The sequence below is a fragment of the uncultured Alcanivorax sp. genome (assembly GCF_947258575.1).
Taxonomy (GTDB): Bacteria; Pseudomonadota; Gammaproteobacteria; order Pseudomonadales; family Alcanivoracaceae; genus Alcanivorax.
This window is the reverse complement of sequence record NZ_CAMYIV010000003.1, coordinates 218,451-234,941: the sequence shown is the minus strand read 5'-3', so window position 1 is coordinate 234,941 and position 16,491 is coordinate 218,451. Positions and strand designations below refer to the sequence as shown.

Below are 16,491 nucleotides of genomic sequence, written 5' to 3'. Positions count from 1 at the left end.
CCAAAAAATGGCAGAGCATGGGTGAAATGGCAGTGATGCAGGGCTTGCGCCCGAAAAGGGTGCGCAATAACGGAAAGATTAAGGGGCATCGGAAAACCCCGCTGTTATCTCGCTGGAATAAAACAACGGGGGCAGGAGGGGTTACTGCGGCTTTTGTAGCCGGCGCAGCAGGGCGGAAGTATCCCAGCGTCCGCCGCCCATGGTCTGAATCTCTCGATAAAAATCATTTACCTGCGCCGTCACCGGCAAGAGGGTGCCGTTGCGAGCGGCTTCTGCCAGGCAGATATCCAGATCTTTGCGCATCCAGTCCACGGCAAAGCCGTGTTCATACTGGTCGTTGATCATGGTCTGGTGGCGATGGCTCATTTGCCAGGAGCCAGCGGCGCCATGCTGGATGGTCTCGAACACTTTGCCGGCATCCAGGCCGGCATTCTGGGCGAAGGCGACGCCTTCGGCCAAGGCTTCCACCAGGCCTGCTACGCAGATCTGGTTGACCATTTTGGTGAGCTGCCCGCTGCCTGCAGGGCCCATCAGATTGACCGCTTTGGCATAGTGGTTCAGCACGGGAACCGTGCGCTGGTAGGCAGAATCATCGCCGCCACACATGATCGAAAGCTGGCCGTTTTCGGCTCCCTGCTGGCCGCCTGACACCGGCGCATCGATAAAGTCTGCCTGGCGATCCCGGCAGGCGGCATCCAGCTCCCGGGCCACTGCGGCGCTGGCGGTGGTGTGATCCACCAGCAGGGCGCGTTCGCTGAGAGTTTCCAGTACGCCGCCGGGGCCCAGAGTGACCTGGCGCAGGTCATCGTCATTGCCCACGCAGACGAACACCATGGCGGCGCCTGCAGCGGCCTCTGCGGGGGAGGCAGCGGTACGGCCATTGAAATCCCGGGCCCACTGGTGAGCGCGGCTGGCGGTGCGGTTGTAGACGGTCATGGACAGCCCGGCTTCGGCCAGGTGGCCGGCCATGGGATAGCCCATGGTGCCAAGTCCGATAAACGCGGCGTTAATTTGTGGCATTGCTGGGGTCCTGCTCGGAAACCGTTGCGGGGTCATTGGCCGGTAGCGGGTAGGTGGCAAACCGGGGGGCGGTGAGGCTGCCCAGATACAGGGTATTGCCGTGTTGTTCTACGCTGGTGATGGGGGCGAAGGCGTCGGCGCTGGTGTCCTGCAGGTTGTGAGTGACTTCCCCCTGTTCGTTCAGACCCAGTACGAAACCGTGGTGGGCAGGCTGGGGCTGCAGGAATGAGGGCAACCGGAAGGCCACCTTGCGCAGCAGGGGCTTGTCGGACATGGCGTCCAGCATGGCATTACGCGGGCTGAACAGGGCGACCCAAAAGGTGCCGTTACCGTTGCTGGAGATGCCGTCCGGAATACCGGGCAGGTTGTCGAAGAAAACATCATGGCTGCCGGCTTTGTCGCCTTTCAGCCAGTAACGAACAATCCGGTAACTGCCGGTTTCATTGACCAGGACAAAGTCTTCGTCCCGGGACAGGGCCACGCCGTTGGCGAATTGCAGGCCATCCAGCAGGACCTGGGTCTGATCGCTGGCCGGGTCGTAACGCAGCAGACGGCCGTGGCCTCCGTGTTCGAGAATGTCATCGCGGGCGTGCAGGGCGGGGCCGAACTTGCTGGACGCATCGGTGAAGTAGATAACACCGTTGCTGTCCGCATCCACATCGTCGGTGAATTTGTAATCCACACCGTTGGCCCGCTGGGAAAGCGCGGCAATGGCCCCGGACGGGCTGATGCTGAGCAGCCCCTTGTAGCCATCGGCCACGATCAGATTGCCTTGCGGGTCAAAATCCAGGCCCAGCGGTCGCCCCTTGGTGTCGGCAATCAGGTCCGGGTTGCTGCCATCCGGGTTGAAGCGGACGATGCGGCCGTCCACGTAGCCCACATAGAGAAAACCGTCACTATCGATAGCCACATCTTCCGGGCCGGTGCCGTCGTCAACGGCCAGAGAGCGGCTTTGCGCCAGGGCGGAGTTGCTGGCATAGGGGCCTTCAAGCGCGGGTGCTTCCGGTGCCTGCCAGGCCACTGGATCAATGGATACCGGCCAGAACAACAGGTAGCCAACCAGAATGATGAGAATCAGCAGTGCAATGTTTTTTATCATTGGAATCCGGAAAATCGGTTAACGGAACGTCGATGCTTGCATGGAGGGCGCGGTCACGCAAATGCAGGGTGCTAATCATTGCGGATGAGCATGGTTGGGTAGGCGAGAAAGGCAAAATCTGTTTTTTCACAGAGAGCACAGAGTTCACTGAGGAAAAGATATTACAGCTGCAGGTTTTCTGGAAAAACGTTATACAAATAGCTAATTAATTCGCCATGGCAAGCAGTACTCTTTTGCCTCTGAAAAGAAAAGGTTTTACTCAGTGAGCTCTGTGCCCTCTGTGGTAAAAAGCCTTTGAACTTAACAGGCAGCAGGCACAAAAAAACCGCCCGGAGGCGGTTTTTTTGTGTGGCGCTAACGAGGCGGTTATTTGCGCTCGTTGACCGGTACGAACTCGCGTTCGGTCTCGCCGGTGTACAACTGGCGAGGGCGGCCAATTTTGTACGGGTTGGAGATCATTTCGTTCCAGTGTGCGATCCAGCCCACGGTACGGGACAGAGCGAAGATCACGGTGAACATGGAGGTCGGAATGCCGATCGCCTTGAGGATGATCCCGGAGTAGAAATCCACGTTCGGGAACAGCTTCTTCTCTTTGAAGTAGGGGTCGCTCAGGGCGATTTCTTCCAGCTTCATGGCCAGTTCCAGCTGCGGATCGTTGACACCCAGTTCGGCCAGAACATCGTGGCAGGATTCGCGCATCACGGTGGCACGCGGATCGTAGTTCTTGTAAACGCGGTGACCGAAGCCCATCAGCTTGAACGGGTCGTTCTTGTCCTTGGCTTTGGCGATGTAGGCGTCGATGTTATCCAGCGAGCCGATTTCGTCCAGCATGTTCAGCACGGCTTCGTTGGCGCCGCCGTGTGCCGGGCCCCACAAGGCAGAGATGCCAGCAGCGATACAGGCGAACGGGTTGGCACCGGAGGAGCCAGCCAGACGCACGGTAGAGGTGGAGGCGTTCTGCTCGTGATCCGCATGCAGGATGAAGATGCGATCCATGGCCTTGGCCAGGGTCGGGCTGATCTTGGATTCTTCACAAGGGTTGCCGAACATCATGTGCAGGAAGTTTTCTGCGTAACCCAGGTCGTTGCGCGGGTACATGAAGGGCTGGCCGAGCGCGTACTTGTAGCACATGGCCGCGATGGTGGGCATCTTGGCGATCAGGCGGTACGCGGTGATTTCACGGTGCTCGGGATTATTGATGTCCAGAGAGTCGTGGTAGAAGGCAGACAGCGCGCCAACTACGCCACACATGATGGCCATCGGGTGGGCATCGCGGCGGAAACCGTTGAAGAAGTTGCGGATTTGCTCGTGCACCATGGTGTGATTCTTCACGGTGCTGATGAATTGATCACGCTGTTCTGCGGTGGGCAGTTCGCCGTAAAGCAGGGTGTAACACACTTCCAGGTAGTCGGACTTGCCGGCCAGTTCCTCGATGGAGTAGCCGCGATGCAGCAGCTTGCCCACTTCACCATCAATAAAGGTGATCTTGGATTCACAGGAGGCGGTGGAGGTGAAGCCCGGGTCGAAGGTGAAGACACCGTTGGCTACCAGTTTGGACACGTCAATAACATCGCGGCCCAGGGTCGGGGTGTAGATCGGCAGGTCCAGGTCCTTACCATCTACCTTGAGAGTGGCTTTCTTCTCGGTCATGGGAATCTCTCCATTGGCGGACGAGGGAACGTTCCTCAAGGCAAGGAAGGTCCTCCAAAGCGCGGGGGAAGGTAAAGTTTTGACACACCTTTGTCAACGCGAACCCGGGAACCGGTGGGTCAGACTTTTGTAGGGTAAACAGCCTGTTACAGCAATAACCGCATTTTGCATCAGGCTGGGGCAAGCTCTTTTTAGGGCGCTCACATCCGGTGCGCCATTGTAAATCAAGGCGTTAGAGGAAAGATACTGTGTTTGAATGGTGCGCAGCGTTTGTTTTGCTCAGGGCGCAGCGATATACTGCCGCCCGGCAGAAACCTCTGACTGGGGGTTTTGTGTGGGCCCACCCCGGCCCAGGCGAGGTTGTTAAGATCAGACTTCACGTTTTGATCTCAACAACTTTGCCAAAGTTCCCGACAACCGCCCCAACCTGGGGCCCGGCTATAAGTAGGCTACCGTGAACGATAAGCGACCCGTTAACCTCGATCTGAGCACGATCAAGTTCCCGGTCACGGCTATAGCATCTATCACCCACCGTGTAACCGGCGTTGCCATTTTCCTGGCGTTGCCGATTCTGTTGTGGATGCTGGATCGCTCCCTGGCGTCTCCCGAGAGCTTTGCGGACCTGAAAGAACTGATGACCTCCCCGCTGGTGAAGTTGGTGGTATGGGCCATTCTGGCTGTACTGCTGTATCACCTGGTGGCAGGTATTCGCCACCTTATTATGGATGCTGGAGTGGGTGAGACCCTGGAAGGCGGCCAGCGCGGCGCCAAACTGGTGTTCATCATCTCTGTAGTACTGATTCTGCTGGTAGGAGGCTGGATATGGTAACCAGTGTGACGAGCCTGGGCCGGAACGGCCTGTATGACTGGCTCATTCAACGTGTGTCTGCCGCTATCATTGGTGTGTACATGATCGGCATGCTGGGCTACCTGATGCTGTCCGGTGACCTGGACTATGGCAGCTGGAAAGCTCTGATGAGCTCTGTCTGCATGCAGATTGCCAACACCCTGCTGGTAGTTTCCGTTGCTGCACATACCTGGGTAGGCCTGTGGGGCGTAACCACCGACTACCTGACCGGCATGACCCTGGGTAAAGCTGCCACCGGCGTTCGCCTGATTGCCCAGCTGGCAATTGCACTGGCACTGGTGGTGTACCTGTTGTGGGGTCTGGTTGTTATTTGGGGAGGGGCGTAATCCATGTCCATTCGCACTATTACGTTTGACGCTATCGTCGTAGGTGGTGGTGGTGCCGGTATGCGCGCCTCACTGCAAATGGCCCAGTCCGGTTTCAAGACTGCGCTGATTTCCAAAGTATTCCCGACCCGGTCGCACACCGTGTCCGCCCAGGGCGGCATTACCTGTGCCATCGCGTCTGCTGATCCCAACGATGATTGGCGCTGGCACATGTACGATACCGTCAAAGGCTCCGACTATATCGGTGACCAGGACGCGATCGAATACATGTGTAATGTGGGCCCGGAAGCGGTATTTGAACTGGACCACATGGGTCTGCCGTTCTCCCGTACCGAAGAAGGCCGTATCTACCAGCGTCCGTTCGGTGGTCAGTCCAAGAACTTCGGTGAAGGCGGCCAGGCGGCCCGTACCTGTGCGGCCGCTGACCGTACCGGTCATGCGCTGCTGCATACCCTTTACCAGCAGAACCTGAAGAACGGCACCCAGTTCTACAACGAGTGGTATGCCTCCGAACTGGTCAAGGACGACGAAGGTAATGTCTGTGGCGTGATCGCCATCGATATCGAGTCCGGCGAGACCGTGTTCTTCAAGGCCAAGGCAACCGTCTTTGCTACCGGCGGTGCCGGTCGTATCTACGCGTCTACCACCAACGCCCTGATCAATACCGGTGACGGTGTTGGCATGGCTTTGCGTGCTGGCCTGCCGGTACAAGACATCGAAATGTGGCAGTTCCATCCCACCGGTATTGCCGGTGCGGGCACACTGGTTACCGAGGGTTGTCGGGGCGAGGGTGGCTATCTGATCAACAAGGATGGCGAGCGTTTCATGGAGCGTTATGCGCCAAACGCCAAAGATCTGGCCTCCCGTGATGTTGTTGCCCGTTCCATGATGATGGAGATCCTGGACGGCCGAGGCGCTGGTCCGGACGGCGACCACGTATTCCTCAAGCTCGATCACCTGGGTGAAGAAGTGCTGCACAGCCGCCTGCCGGGTATCTGTGAACTGGCCATTACTTTCGCGCAGACTGATCCTGTGAAGGAACCGATCCCGGTTGTGCCGACCTGTCATTACATGATGGGTGGTATCCCCACTAACGTTCACGGTCAGGCCATCAAGCTGTCTGGCGGCCATGAAGGTGAAGAGCAGTTCGTCAACGGTCTCTTCGCAGTGGGCGAAGTAGCCTGTGTATCTGTACACGGTGCAAACCGCCTGGGCGGTAACTCGCTGCTGGATCTTGTGGTGTTTGGTCGGGCTGCAGGCCTTTATATCGAGGATCAGCTACGTCAGGGCATGACCCAGTACGAGCCCACCGATGCCAACATCGACGAAGCCATGGCGCGCCTGCGTCGTTGGGATGAGTCTACCAGTGGCGAATCCATTCCGGCCCTGCGCAAAGAGCTGCAGAGTGTGATGCAGAATCACTTCGGCGTATTCCGCAAAGGTGATCTGATGGCGGAAGGTGTAGCCAAGCTTGCGGATTTGCGCGAGCGCATTGGTAAGGCGCATCTTGATGACAAGAGCAAGCCGTTCAACACCGCGCGTATCGAAGCACTTGAGCTGGAGAACTTGCTGGAAGTGGCGGAAGCCACTGCCATTGCAGCAGAAGGTCGTACCGAGAGCCGTGGTGCCCATTCCCGCTACGATTTCCCTGATCGTGACGATGAGAACTGGTTGTGCCACTCCATCTTCGACCCGAAAGCCAAGAAGCTGGGCAAGCGTGACGTGAACTTCAAGCCGAAGACTGTCGACACCTTCCAGCCCAAGGCTCGGACCTACTAACGGAGAGTAATACGATGAAAGTTAGTATCTATCGCTACAATCCGGAAACGGACCGCGAGCCGAGCATGAAGGAGTATGAGGTTGATACCCAGGGTAAAGACCTCATGGTGCTGGACATCCTTGCTCTGGTGAAAGAGCAGGATTCCTCCATGTCCTACCGTCGCTCCTGTCGTGAGGGTGTATGTGGCTCTGACGGCATGAACATCAACGGCAAGAACGGCTTGGCTTGTATTACTCCGTTGTCCCAAGTGGCACCGGGGGTACTGGAAGGCAAGAAGCCGCTGATCCTGCGCCCGTTGCCGGGGTTGCCGGTCATTCGCGACCTGGTGGTGGACATGGGTATGTTCTACAACCAGTACGAGAAGGTGCAGCCGTTCCTGCAGAATACCAGCCCGGCGCCGGCTATTGAGCGCCTGCAGACTCCAGAAGATCGTGCCAAGCTGGATGGCCTGTACGAGTGCATTCTGTGTGCCTGCTGCTCTACCAGCTGCCCGAGCTTCTGGTGGAACCCGGACAAGTTCCTGGGCCCGGCGGCCCTGTTGCAGAGCTACCGCTTCCTGGCGGACAGCCGCGATACGGCTACCGAAGAGCGACTGAGCAAGCTGGATGACCCCTTCAGCCTGTTCCGTTGCCACGGCATCATGAACTGTGTCAGCGTGTGTCCGAAAGGGCTCAACCCGACCCGGGCCATTGGCCATATCCGTTCCATGTTGCTGGAACGGGGCATCTGACCCGAACGAAGAAGGCGGCCATATGGCCGCCTTTTTTGTATCTGTTACCGTAGAAAGTGTCGTTGAATGGTGTCTATTCGACGTTTTGCCAGTGCCGTAATGGATAGAAAAAGTGTTAAGTTGTTTTATCAAATCGGCGTCTAACAAAACCGAAATAAAAGGGCTACACTAGACGGCGATTCGAGGTAATCCCTCGTCGAGACGTGACAGAACACTCACCCTCACCCCACCCGGTGACGATGAGTGGTTTTGTTTCATCTCATGGGTGGGGCAGGGCTTAAAAGGCGCTGTCCCGGACAATACAAAGCGTACGGGAACAGGGTCGCCCCCCTGTGGTCGCAGTGACACCACCTACCACAGAGTGTGACACCTCCCGCTGAAGGAACGAGCTGACATGCAAGACAGTTCCATGCAGCGCCAATGGCAGTCCTCCCATATCGGAGGAGCCAACGCCGCCTATGTCGACGAACTGTACGAATCCTATCTGACTGACCCCAATTCTGTGCCGGAAGACTGGCGCGTCTACTTCGAAAAACTCCCCAGTGTTGATGCCGCCGTCGAATCTGACGTTCCCCATGCGGCTGTTCGTGAATATTTCCTGTTGCAGGCCAAGAATCGTTCCCGGGTGCAAAAGTTCGGTGCCAGTGCTGTCAGCACCGAGCACGAGCGACGCCAGGTGCGAGTGCTGCACCTGATTGCGGCGTACCGCAACCGGGGTCATCAGGTGGCGAAGCTGGATCCACTGGGGATCATGGAGCGCGAAGCAGTACCGGATTTGGAGTTGTCTCACCACGGGTTAAGCCCCGCGGACCTGGATACCGTATTCCAGACCGGTAATCTGTTTATCGGCAAGCCCGAAGCCACTCTCCGTGAGATCGTTGACTGTTTGCAGGGCACCTATTGTTCCAGTGTGGGTGCCGAATACATGCATATCGTCAACACCGCGGAAAAACGCTGGCTCCAGCAGCGCATGGAAGGCGTGCGCAGCCATCCGGAGTACGGTGAAGACGTCAAAAAACATATTCTCGAGCGTCTGTCCGCCGCGGAAGGTCTGGAGAAATATCTGGGCAGCAAGTACCCGGGTACCAAGCGTTTCGGTCTGGAGGGGGGCGAATCCCTGATTCCGCTGATGGACGAGATCATTCAGCGGGTGGGCAGCTACGGGGCCAAGGAACTGGTCATCGGCATGGCCCACCGGGGTCGTCTGAATGTGCTGGTCAACACCCTGGGCAAGAGTCCCAAGGATCTGTTCGAGGAATTCGATGGCAAGAGCTTTATCGAAACCGGCTCCGGTGATGTGAAGTATCACCAGGGCTTTTCCTCCAATGTGCAGACCTCCGGCGGTGAAGTCCACCTGGCCATGGCGTTCAACCCATCGCATCTGGAAATCGTCTCCCCGGTTGTGGAGGGCTCGGTGCGGGCCCGCCAGGATCGCCGGGAAGACCATGAAGGCGAACAGGTCGTACCGATCCTGCTGCACGGCGATGCCGCCTTCGCCGGTCAGGGCGTGGTAATGGAAACCTTCCAGATGTCCCAGACCCGGGGCTTCTATACCGGTGGTACCCTGCACGTGATCATCAACAACCAGGTCGGCTTTACGACCAGCCGTCGTGATGATGCGCGCTCCACCGAGTACTGCACCGACGTGGCAAAAATGGTGCAGGCCCCCATTTTCCACGTCAATGCAGATGATCCGGAAGCGGTGTACTTCGTCACTCAGCTGGCGGTGGACTACCGCATGCAGTTCAAGAAGGATGTGGTGATTGACCTGATCTGCTATCGCCGCCTGGGTCATAACGAGGCGGATGAGCCATCTTCCACCCAGCCGCTGATGTACAAGAAGATCAAGTCCCACCCGACTACGCGAACGCTTTATGCGGAGCGTCTGGTCAGTGAGGGCGTGGTCAGTGAGCAGGCAGCACAGAAAACTGCTGACGATTACCGCAACATGCTGGATGCGGGCGACCACGTGGTGAAATCCCTGGTGCGTGAACCCAACAAGTCCCTGTTCGTGGACTGGTCACCCTACATCGGCCATCAGGTGGAAGATGACTGGGATACCAGCTATCCGCTGAAAAAGTTGCAGGATCTTGCCACTCGCCTGGAAACGCCGCCTGAAGGTCTTGTCGTTCAGCGTCAGGTGAAAAAGATTCTCGAAGATCGCCGCAAGATGACCGCCGGTGCCTTGCCGTTGAACTGGGGGTACGGTGAAACCCTGGCCTACGCCACCCTGATCGATCAAGGCTTCCATGTGCGTCTCACCGGGCAGGATTCCGGCCGCGGCACTTTCTCTCACCGTCATTCGGTGCTGCACAACCAGAAAGACGGTGAGCAGTATGTGCCGCTGCAGCATCTCTATGAGGGTCAGCCACGTTTCGATATTTATGATTCGTTGCTGTCCGAAGAGGCGGTGCTTGGCTACGAGTACGGTTACGCCACTACCACGCCCAAGACGCTGGTGATCTGGGAAGCGCAGTTCGGCGACTTTGCCAACGGCGCCCAGGTGGTGATCGATCAGTTCATTTCCTCCGGGGAGGCCAAGTGGGGTCGCCTGTGTGGGCTGACCATGCTGTTGCCCCATGGCTATGAAGGGCAGGGCCCGGAGCACTCCTCCGCCCGGCTGGAACGCTTCCTGCAATTGTGCGCCGAGCACAACATGCAGATCTGCGTTCCCAGCACCCCGGCCCAGATTTATCACCTGTTGCGCCGCCAGGCGGTTCGCCCGCTGCGCAAGCCATTGGTGATCATGAGTCCCAAGAGTTTGCTGCGGCATAAAAAAGCGATTTCCACCCTGGAAGATCTGGCTGACGGTATTTTCCGTACCGTGCTGGATGACCCGGCAGAGCTGGATCGCGACAAGGTGAAACGGGTAGTGATGTGCTCCGGCAAGGTGTACTACGACCTGCTCGAGAAGCGCGACAGCGATGAGTTGATCGACACCGCGCTGATTCGCGTCGAGCAGCTCTATCCGTTCCCGGAGCAGCGCTTGCAGGAAGTGCTGGAGGGTTACCCCAATCTGGAGAACCTGGTGTGGTGTCAGGAGGAGCCCATGAACCAGGGCGCCTGGTATTGCTCGCAGCACCATATGTACCGGGTGGCCCGCGAGGTCGGAGACCTGCGGGTGCATTACGCTGGCCGTGATATGGCTGCCGCGCCGGCAGCTGGCTCCATGGCCCTTCATGTGGAACAACAGCAGCGTCTGGTCCAGGACGCCTTCGAGATCAAGTAAATAAGGATTAGGCATGGCGACTGATATCAAAGCTCCGCAGTTTCCCGAATCAGTAGCGGACGGCACCGTAGCCACCTGGCACAAACAGGAAGGCGAAGCGGTCAAGCGTGATGAGCTGCTGGTGGACATCGAAACCGACAAGGTGGTGCTGGAAGTAGTGGCACCGGCTGACGGTGTAGTCAGCAAGATTCTCGCAGCTGAAGGCGATACCGTTGAGAGCCAGCAAGTGCTGGGTCATTTCGAAGAGGGCGCCAGCGGTTCGGCGTCATCTGGTGGTGACAAGGCCGATTCGGCTCCGGCGGAGCAGAAAGAAGAGGCTTCGACAGCAGAAAAGGCGCCCGCCAATGAGGCAGCCAGCGACGACGACAGCGCGTCGGACCAGGCCGGCCCGGCGGCGCGCAAGCTGATGACCGAACATGGCGTTGCCGCTGCCCAAGTGACCGGCACCGGCAAAGGCGGCCGCATCACCAAGGCGGACGTGGAAAAAACCATCAGCGACAAGGAAGAGAAGCGGGCCAGTCAACCGGCACCGCAGCAGCCGGCTACCCTGGATGTACCGGCAACGCCGGGTGAACGCGAAGAGCGTCGGGTTCCCATGACCCGTCTGCGCAAGCGTATCGCCGAGCGACTGGTGTCTGCCCAGCAGAACTCCGCCATGTTGACCACCTTCAACGAGGTCAACATGAAACCGATCATGGATATGCGCAAGCATTACCAGCCGGAATTTGAAAAGGCCCACAACGTGCGCCTGGGCTTCATGGGCTTCTTCACCCGTGCCTGTGTGGAAGCGTTGAAACGGTTCCCGGCAGTGAATGCGTCCATCGATGGCGAGGACATTGTCTACCACGGTTACTACGACGTGGGTGTGGCGGTGTCCACCGAGCGAGGTCTGGTGGTTCCGGTGATTCGTGATGCAGACCAGCGCGGTCTGGCGGAAGTGGAATCCCAGATCATCGAGTACGGCCAGAAAGCTCAGAAGGGCAAGCTCTCCATCGAGGAAATGACCGGTGGCACCTTCACCATTTCCAATGGCGGGGTATTTGGGTCACTGATTTCCACACCGATCCTCAACCCGCCGCAGACGGCCATCCTTGGCATGCACAAAATCCAGGAGCGCCCCATGGCGGTGGACGGCAAGGTGGAAATCCTGCCGATGATGTACCTGGCGCTGTCCTACGACCACCGTTTGATCGATGGCAAGGAAGCGGTGCAGTTCCTGGTGGCAGTGAAGAACTTTATCGAAGATCCGGCGCGTTTGCTGCTGGATATCTGAATGTATGCCTGCACGCATCACGTTGGCACGCAACCACGCTAAGGGCGTGCCAGCGTGTTGCGTGAAGCGTGCCAGCGATTGAAGGAATAGATCATGGCTGACAAGTACGACGTCATTGTCATCGGTGGTGGCCCCGGCGGTTATGTGGCTGCCATCCGTTGTGCGCAACTGGGTTTCAACACGGCCTGTATCGAGAAACGTATCAACAAGCAGGACGAGCCCGCACTGGGTGGTACCTGTCTGAATGTGGGCTGCATCCCCTCCAAGGCCCTGCTGGATTCTTCCTGGAAGTATCACGAAGCGCAGAGCTCCCTGGCGGACCATGGCATCAAGCTGGGCGACGTGAGCCTGGACCTGGATACCATGCACAAGCGCAAGGACACCATCGTCCGTAACCTGACCGGTGGCATCGCCCAGCTCTTCAAGGCCAATAAGGTCACGTGGCTGCAAGGCAGTGGGCAGTTGAAGAGTGGCAAACAGGTGGAATTTTCTCCCCTGGACGGTGATGCGCAGACCCTGCAGGCTGAGCACATCATTCTGGCCGCTGGCTCCGTGCCGGTAGAGATTCCACCGACCCCGGTTGATCAGAAGATTATCGTCGACTCTACCGGCGCCCTGGATCTTCCCGAAGTGCCCAAGCGTCTCGGTGTGATTGGTGCCGGTGTGATCGGGCTGGAACTGGGTAGTGTCTGGGCCCGTCTCGGCAGCGAAGTGGTGGTGCTGGAAGCAGTGGACACCTTCCTGCCGACGGTGGATCAGCAGATCGCCAAGGACGCCAAGAAGCAGTTCAGCAAACAAGGCATGGATATCCGCCTTGGCGCCCGGGTTACCGGCTCCGAGATGAAGAAGAACCAGGTCGTGGTGAACTTCACCGACAAGGACGGTGATCAGCAGGAGACCTTCGACCGACTGATCGTGGCCGTGGGCCGTCGCCCCTATACCGAAGGCCTGCTCAGTCAGGATGCCGGTGTCAGCCTGGATGAGCGTAATTTCGTTTACGTGGACAACCAGTGCCGTACCGATGTGCCCGGCGTCTACGCCATTGGTGATCTGGTGCGCGGCCCTGCACTGGCCCATAAGGCCATCGAGGAAGGCGTGATGGTGGCCGAGGTGATTGCTGGCGAGCACACCCAGGTTAACTACGATGCCGTCCCCGGGGTGATCTACACCCATCCGGAAGTGGCATGGGTGGGCAAGACCGAAGAAGAGGTCAAGGAATCCGGTGAAGCCTACAAGACCGGGGCTGTGCCTTTTGCGGCCAATGGTCGCGCCATGGCGGCCGGTGAGACCGGGGGCATGGTGAAGTTTGTGGCCGATGAGAAAACCGACCGCATTCTCGGTATGCATGTGGTGGGGCCTCAGGCCTCAGAACTGATCCAGCAAGGCGTGGTGGCGATGGAATTCGGCGCCACCATAGAAGATTTGCAACTGATGGTGTTCGGTCATCCGAGCCTGTCGGAAACCGTTCATGAAGCCGCCCTGGCCGTGGATTACAAGGCAATCCATGTGGCGCAGCGTCGGCGCAAGAAATAACGCCGCAGAACGGTCGCGAAGTGACGGCGTCCAGACGGGCGCCACTCATTCATTGATATGGAAGTATTGGCATGAATCTCCATGAATATCAGTCAAAGCAGCTTTTTGCTGATTATGGTCTGCCAGTTTCTACCGGTTTCGCCTGCGATACTCCGGAAGAGGTCGCAGCCAAAACCAAAGAAATTGGTGGTGAAAAGTGGGTGGTAAAAGCCCAGGTACACGCCGGTGGCCGGGGTAAGGCCGGTGGCGTGAAACTGGTGAACAGCCCGGAAGAAGCGGCGGAGTTTGCCAAAAAGTGGCTGGGTAAAAACCTGGTCACATTCCAGACCGATGAGCATGGTCAGCCGGTGTCCAAGATCCTGGTGGAAACCTGCACCGACATCGCCAAGGAACTGTACCTGAGTGCGGTGTTTGACCGTGCCTCCCGGCGCGTTGTGTTCATGGCCTCCACTGAAGGTGGCGTGGACATTGAAACCGTTGCCGAAGAAACCCCGGAAAAAATCCTGCGTGCGGAAATCGATCCGCTGGTCGGTGCGCAGCCCTATCAGGCCCGTGACATTGCTTTCAAGCTTGGCCTGGAAGGGAAACAGGTTGGGCAGTTCGCAAAGATCTTTGTTGGCCTGGCGAAATTGTTTGAGGACAAGGATCTGGCGCTGATCGAAGTCAATCCGCTGGTGATCACGGACCAGGGCGATCTGCATTGCCTGGACGCCAAGATCAACGTGGATGGCTCTGCGCTGTACCGCCACCCGGATATCAAGGCCCTGGAAGATCCCAGTCAGGAAGACGAGCGTGAGCGTCGTGCGGCCGAGTGGGATCTGAACTACGTGGCACTGGACGGCAACATCGGTTGCATGGTCAATGGTGCTGGCCTGGCCATGGGCACCATGGACCTGGTGAAGCTGAAAGGCGGTGCGCCGGCCAACTTCCTGGACGTGGGCGGCGGTGCCACCAAGGAGCGAGTTACCGAAGCCTTCAAGATCATTCTCTCCGATGATCAGGTGAAAGGCGTGCTGGTGAACATCTTCGGCGGTATTGTTCGTTGCGACCTGATTGCCGAGGGCATCATTGGTGCCGTGGAAGAGGTGGGTGTCACCGTGCCGGTGGTCGTTCGTCTGGAAGGTAACAACGCGGAGCTGGGCTCCCAGAAGCTGGCGGAAAGCGGCATGAACATTATCGCCGCGCAAAGTTTTGATGATGCTGCCGAGCAGGTAGTAAAAGCAGTGGGAGGTGCCGCATGAGCGTACTGATCGACAAGAACACCAAAGTGATCTGCCAGGGTTTCACCGGCAGCCAGGGCACCTTCCACTCCGAGCAGGCTATCGAATACGGCACCAAGATGGTGGGTGGTGTGACCCCGGGTAAGGGCGGCCAGACGCATTTGGGCCTGCCGGTGTTCAACACCGTGGCCGAGGCGGTTGCCGAAACCGGCGCCACTGCCAGTGTGATCTATGTGCCGGCACCGTTCTGCAAGGACTCCATTCTCGAAGCTGCCGATGCTGGCATCGAACTGATCGTCTGCATCACCGAGGGTGTCCCGGCGCTGGATATGTTGTACGTGAAGGAATACATCACCCGCAAGGGCGGTGTGCGTCTGATCGGCCCCAACTGTCCTGGCGTGATTACCCCGGGTGAGTGCAAGATCGGCATCATGCCGGGGCATATCCACCAGCCGGGCAAAGTGGGCATCGTATCGCGTTCAGGCACCCTGACCTATGAGGCGGTCAATCAGACCACCAAACTGGGTTTTGGCCAGTCTACCTGTATCGGTATTGGCGGCGATCCGATCCCCGGCACCACCTTTATTGATGCTCTGGAACTGTTCCAGAACGATCCGCAGACCGAAGCCATTGTCATGGTCGGCGAGATCGGTGGCACCGCGGAAGACGAAGCGGCTGCCTATATCAAGGAGCACGTGACCAAGCCGGTAGTGAGCTATATCGCCGGTGTGACCGCGCCTCCGGGCAAGCGTATGGGCCATGCCGGCGCTATCATTGCCGGCGGCAAAGGCACGGCGGACGAGAAGTTTGCCGCCCTGGAAGCGGCCGGTGTGAAAACCGTACGTAACCCTGCGGAAATTGGTAAGGCCGTGAAAGAAGCGACTGGCTGGTAATACAATCCTTCGCTGATACACAAAAAAGGCCGGCATTTCGCCGGCCTTTTTTGTGGGGTTTGCCCACACTATTTCTATAGTCTCTGGCAGTGGGAAAAGGGGTCAGCCTTTTCCTCCCGGTTTGAACCCTCCACAGGGGCCATAGAAATAGTGTGAGCAGCGCCCTTCAGTGGAGAATATCGTCGTCCAGATCGAAGAACTCGTACTCGTTGAGTTCCTTTTTCAGGCGACGGGCCTCCAGACGATCTTCGATGCGATGACGCATGTCCATGTTGAACGCACGGGAGCGCGCGCTGCGTTCCTCTTGTTCTTCATCGTCCACGTCGTCATCCAGGATATCGAAATCTTCGTTCATCAGCAGATCTTCCGAATCAAGGTCTTGCTCATTACGATGGTTACTCATGGTGGCCTCCTGTGTCTGACCTCCTCAAACAACCTGTTAATCGGCTAGTCAGGTCCGGGGCACCGGTTTCCTAACGTCCTCAGCGCCTGTATATCTCCAGATTTTCCCGCTTACAAGTTTTTTTTTATTTCCGATGATAAGTGGTGGTGGCTGGAGCACCTGACGGCGCAGCAAGCGGATCTGGCCGGCTGCCGCAGGGCGGAGTGTGATGGAGATCATGCCTGGCCACTGGATAGAAAAATCAGTCACTTAAGTGCTGGAATGCCCGGCCCCGGCTTTGTAAAGTGGAGGCATCGGGATGACCTTTCCGTCTGGAGCCTGCAGAGCCTGTTCCGGCGTGTCCCGCAGGGCGGCTTGTGCAGCCACCCGGTTACCTTGGCCGAGAATCTGCAGAGGCCATATGCGTATTGCTGGCTAGCAGGGCAAAAGCGCCAACAACGCTTCACGGAAGCGTATTCAACGCTCCG

The 16,491-nt window shown here is 58.0% G+C and carries 13 protein-coding genes; 9 read left to right on the top strand and 4 right to left on the bottom strand.

Annotated features, from left to right (window positions below; genetic code table 11):
- Window positions 1–141: 141 nt before the first annotated feature.
- The 3 genes from Q0Y02_RS03325 to gltA all read right to left on the bottom strand — a co-directional run bounded on the left by Q0Y02_RS03325 (window position 142) and on the right by gltA (window position 3,769).
- Window positions 142–1,020 (bottom strand): NAD(P)-dependent oxidoreductase, encoded by an 879-nt coding sequence (locus Q0Y02_RS03325; RefSeq protein WP_297764375.1) that lies wholly within the window; start codon window positions 1,018–1,020, stop codon window positions 142–144.
- Window positions 1,007–2,119, bottom strand: coding sequence for an SMP-30/gluconolactonase/LRE family protein (locus tag Q0Y02_RS03320; protein WP_297764372.1), 1,113 nt, complete (start codon window positions 2,117–2,119; stop codon window positions 1,007–1,009). The genes Q0Y02_RS03325 and Q0Y02_RS03320 overlap by 14 nt, the downstream gene beginning before the upstream one ends.
- A gap of 366 nt (window positions 2,120–2,485) precedes the next feature.
- The gene (gene gltA, locus Q0Y02_RS03315) at window positions 2,486–3,769 is read right to left on the bottom strand and encodes a citrate synthase (RefSeq protein ID WP_297764370.1); all 1,284 of its coding nucleotides are present in this window, start codon (window positions 3,767–3,769) and stop codon (window positions 2,486–2,488) included.
- A 454-nt stretch (window positions 3,770–4,223) separates the two neighbouring features.
- Between gltA and sdhC the strand changes: the two genes are divergently transcribed.
- The 9 genes from sdhC (at window position 4,224) to sucD (ending at window position 15,621) form a co-directional block, all read left to right on the top strand.
- Entirely contained in the window at window positions 4,224–4,598 is a 375-nt protein-coding gene (gene sdhC / locus Q0Y02_RS03310) for a succinate dehydrogenase, cytochrome b556 subunit (RefSeq protein ID WP_273009616.1), read from the top strand.
- Window positions 4,592–4,963 carry a succinate dehydrogenase, hydrophobic membrane anchor protein gene (gene sdhD, locus Q0Y02_RS03305; RefSeq protein WP_273009614.1) on the top strand — a complete coding sequence of 124 codons (372 nt, stop codon included), beginning with the start codon at window positions 4,592–4,594 and terminating at the stop codon, window positions 4,961–4,963. Before sdhC ends, sdhD begins: the two co-directional genes overlap by 7 nt.
- 3 nt (window positions 4,964–4,966) lie before the next feature.
- A complete protein-coding gene (gene sdhA / locus Q0Y02_RS03300; RefSeq protein WP_297764365.1) occupies window positions 4,967–6,742 on the top strand; it encodes a succinate dehydrogenase flavoprotein subunit in 1,776 nt (591 codons plus the stop codon).
- Window positions 6,743–6,756: 14 nt separating this feature from the next.
- The gene (locus Q0Y02_RS03295) at window positions 6,757–7,473 is read left to right on the top strand and encodes a succinate dehydrogenase iron-sulfur subunit (protein ID WP_273009610.1); all 717 of its coding nucleotides are present in this window, start codon (window positions 6,757–6,759) and stop codon (window positions 7,471–7,473) included.
- Window positions 7,474–7,867: 394 nt separating this feature from the next.
- Window positions 7,868–10,702: a 2-oxoglutarate dehydrogenase E1 component gene (locus Q0Y02_RS03290; RefSeq protein WP_286827250.1), complete on the top strand. Its 2,835-nt coding sequence runs from the start codon at window positions 7,868–7,870 to the stop codon at window positions 10,700–10,702.
- Between the two features lie 13 nt (window positions 10,703–10,715).
- Window positions 10,716–11,975: a 2-oxoglutarate dehydrogenase complex dihydrolipoyllysine-residue succinyltransferase gene (gene odhB, locus Q0Y02_RS03285; protein ID WP_297764358.1), complete on the top strand. Its 1,260-nt coding sequence runs from the start codon at window positions 10,716–10,718 to the stop codon at window positions 11,973–11,975.
- A gap of 93 nt (window positions 11,976–12,068) precedes the next feature.
- The gene (lpdA, locus tag Q0Y02_RS03280; protein ID WP_297764355.1) at window positions 12,069–13,508 is read left to right on the top strand and encodes a dihydrolipoyl dehydrogenase; all 1,440 of its coding nucleotides are present in this window, start codon (window positions 12,069–12,071) and stop codon (window positions 13,506–13,508) included.
- Between the two features lie 71 nt (window positions 13,509–13,579).
- The gene (sucC, locus tag Q0Y02_RS03275; protein ID WP_286827256.1) at window positions 13,580–14,749 is read left to right on the top strand and encodes an ADP-forming succinate--CoA ligase subunit beta; all 1,170 of its coding nucleotides are present in this window, start codon (window positions 13,580–13,582) and stop codon (window positions 14,747–14,749) included.
- On the top strand, window positions 14,746–15,621 hold the full coding sequence (sucD, locus tag Q0Y02_RS03270) for a succinate--CoA ligase subunit alpha (RefSeq protein WP_272962660.1): 876 nt from the start codon (window positions 14,746–14,748) through the stop codon (window positions 15,619–15,621). Before sucC ends, sucD begins: the two co-directional genes overlap by 4 nt.
- Window positions 15,622–15,787: 166 nt before the next feature.
- Here the strand turns inward: sucD and Q0Y02_RS03265 are convergent, their stop codons facing one another.
- Entirely contained in the window at window positions 15,788–16,024 is a 237-nt protein-coding gene (locus tag Q0Y02_RS03265; protein ID WP_035244089.1) for a PA3496 family putative envelope integrity protein, read from the bottom strand.
- Window positions 16,025–16,491 lie beyond the last annotated feature (467 nt).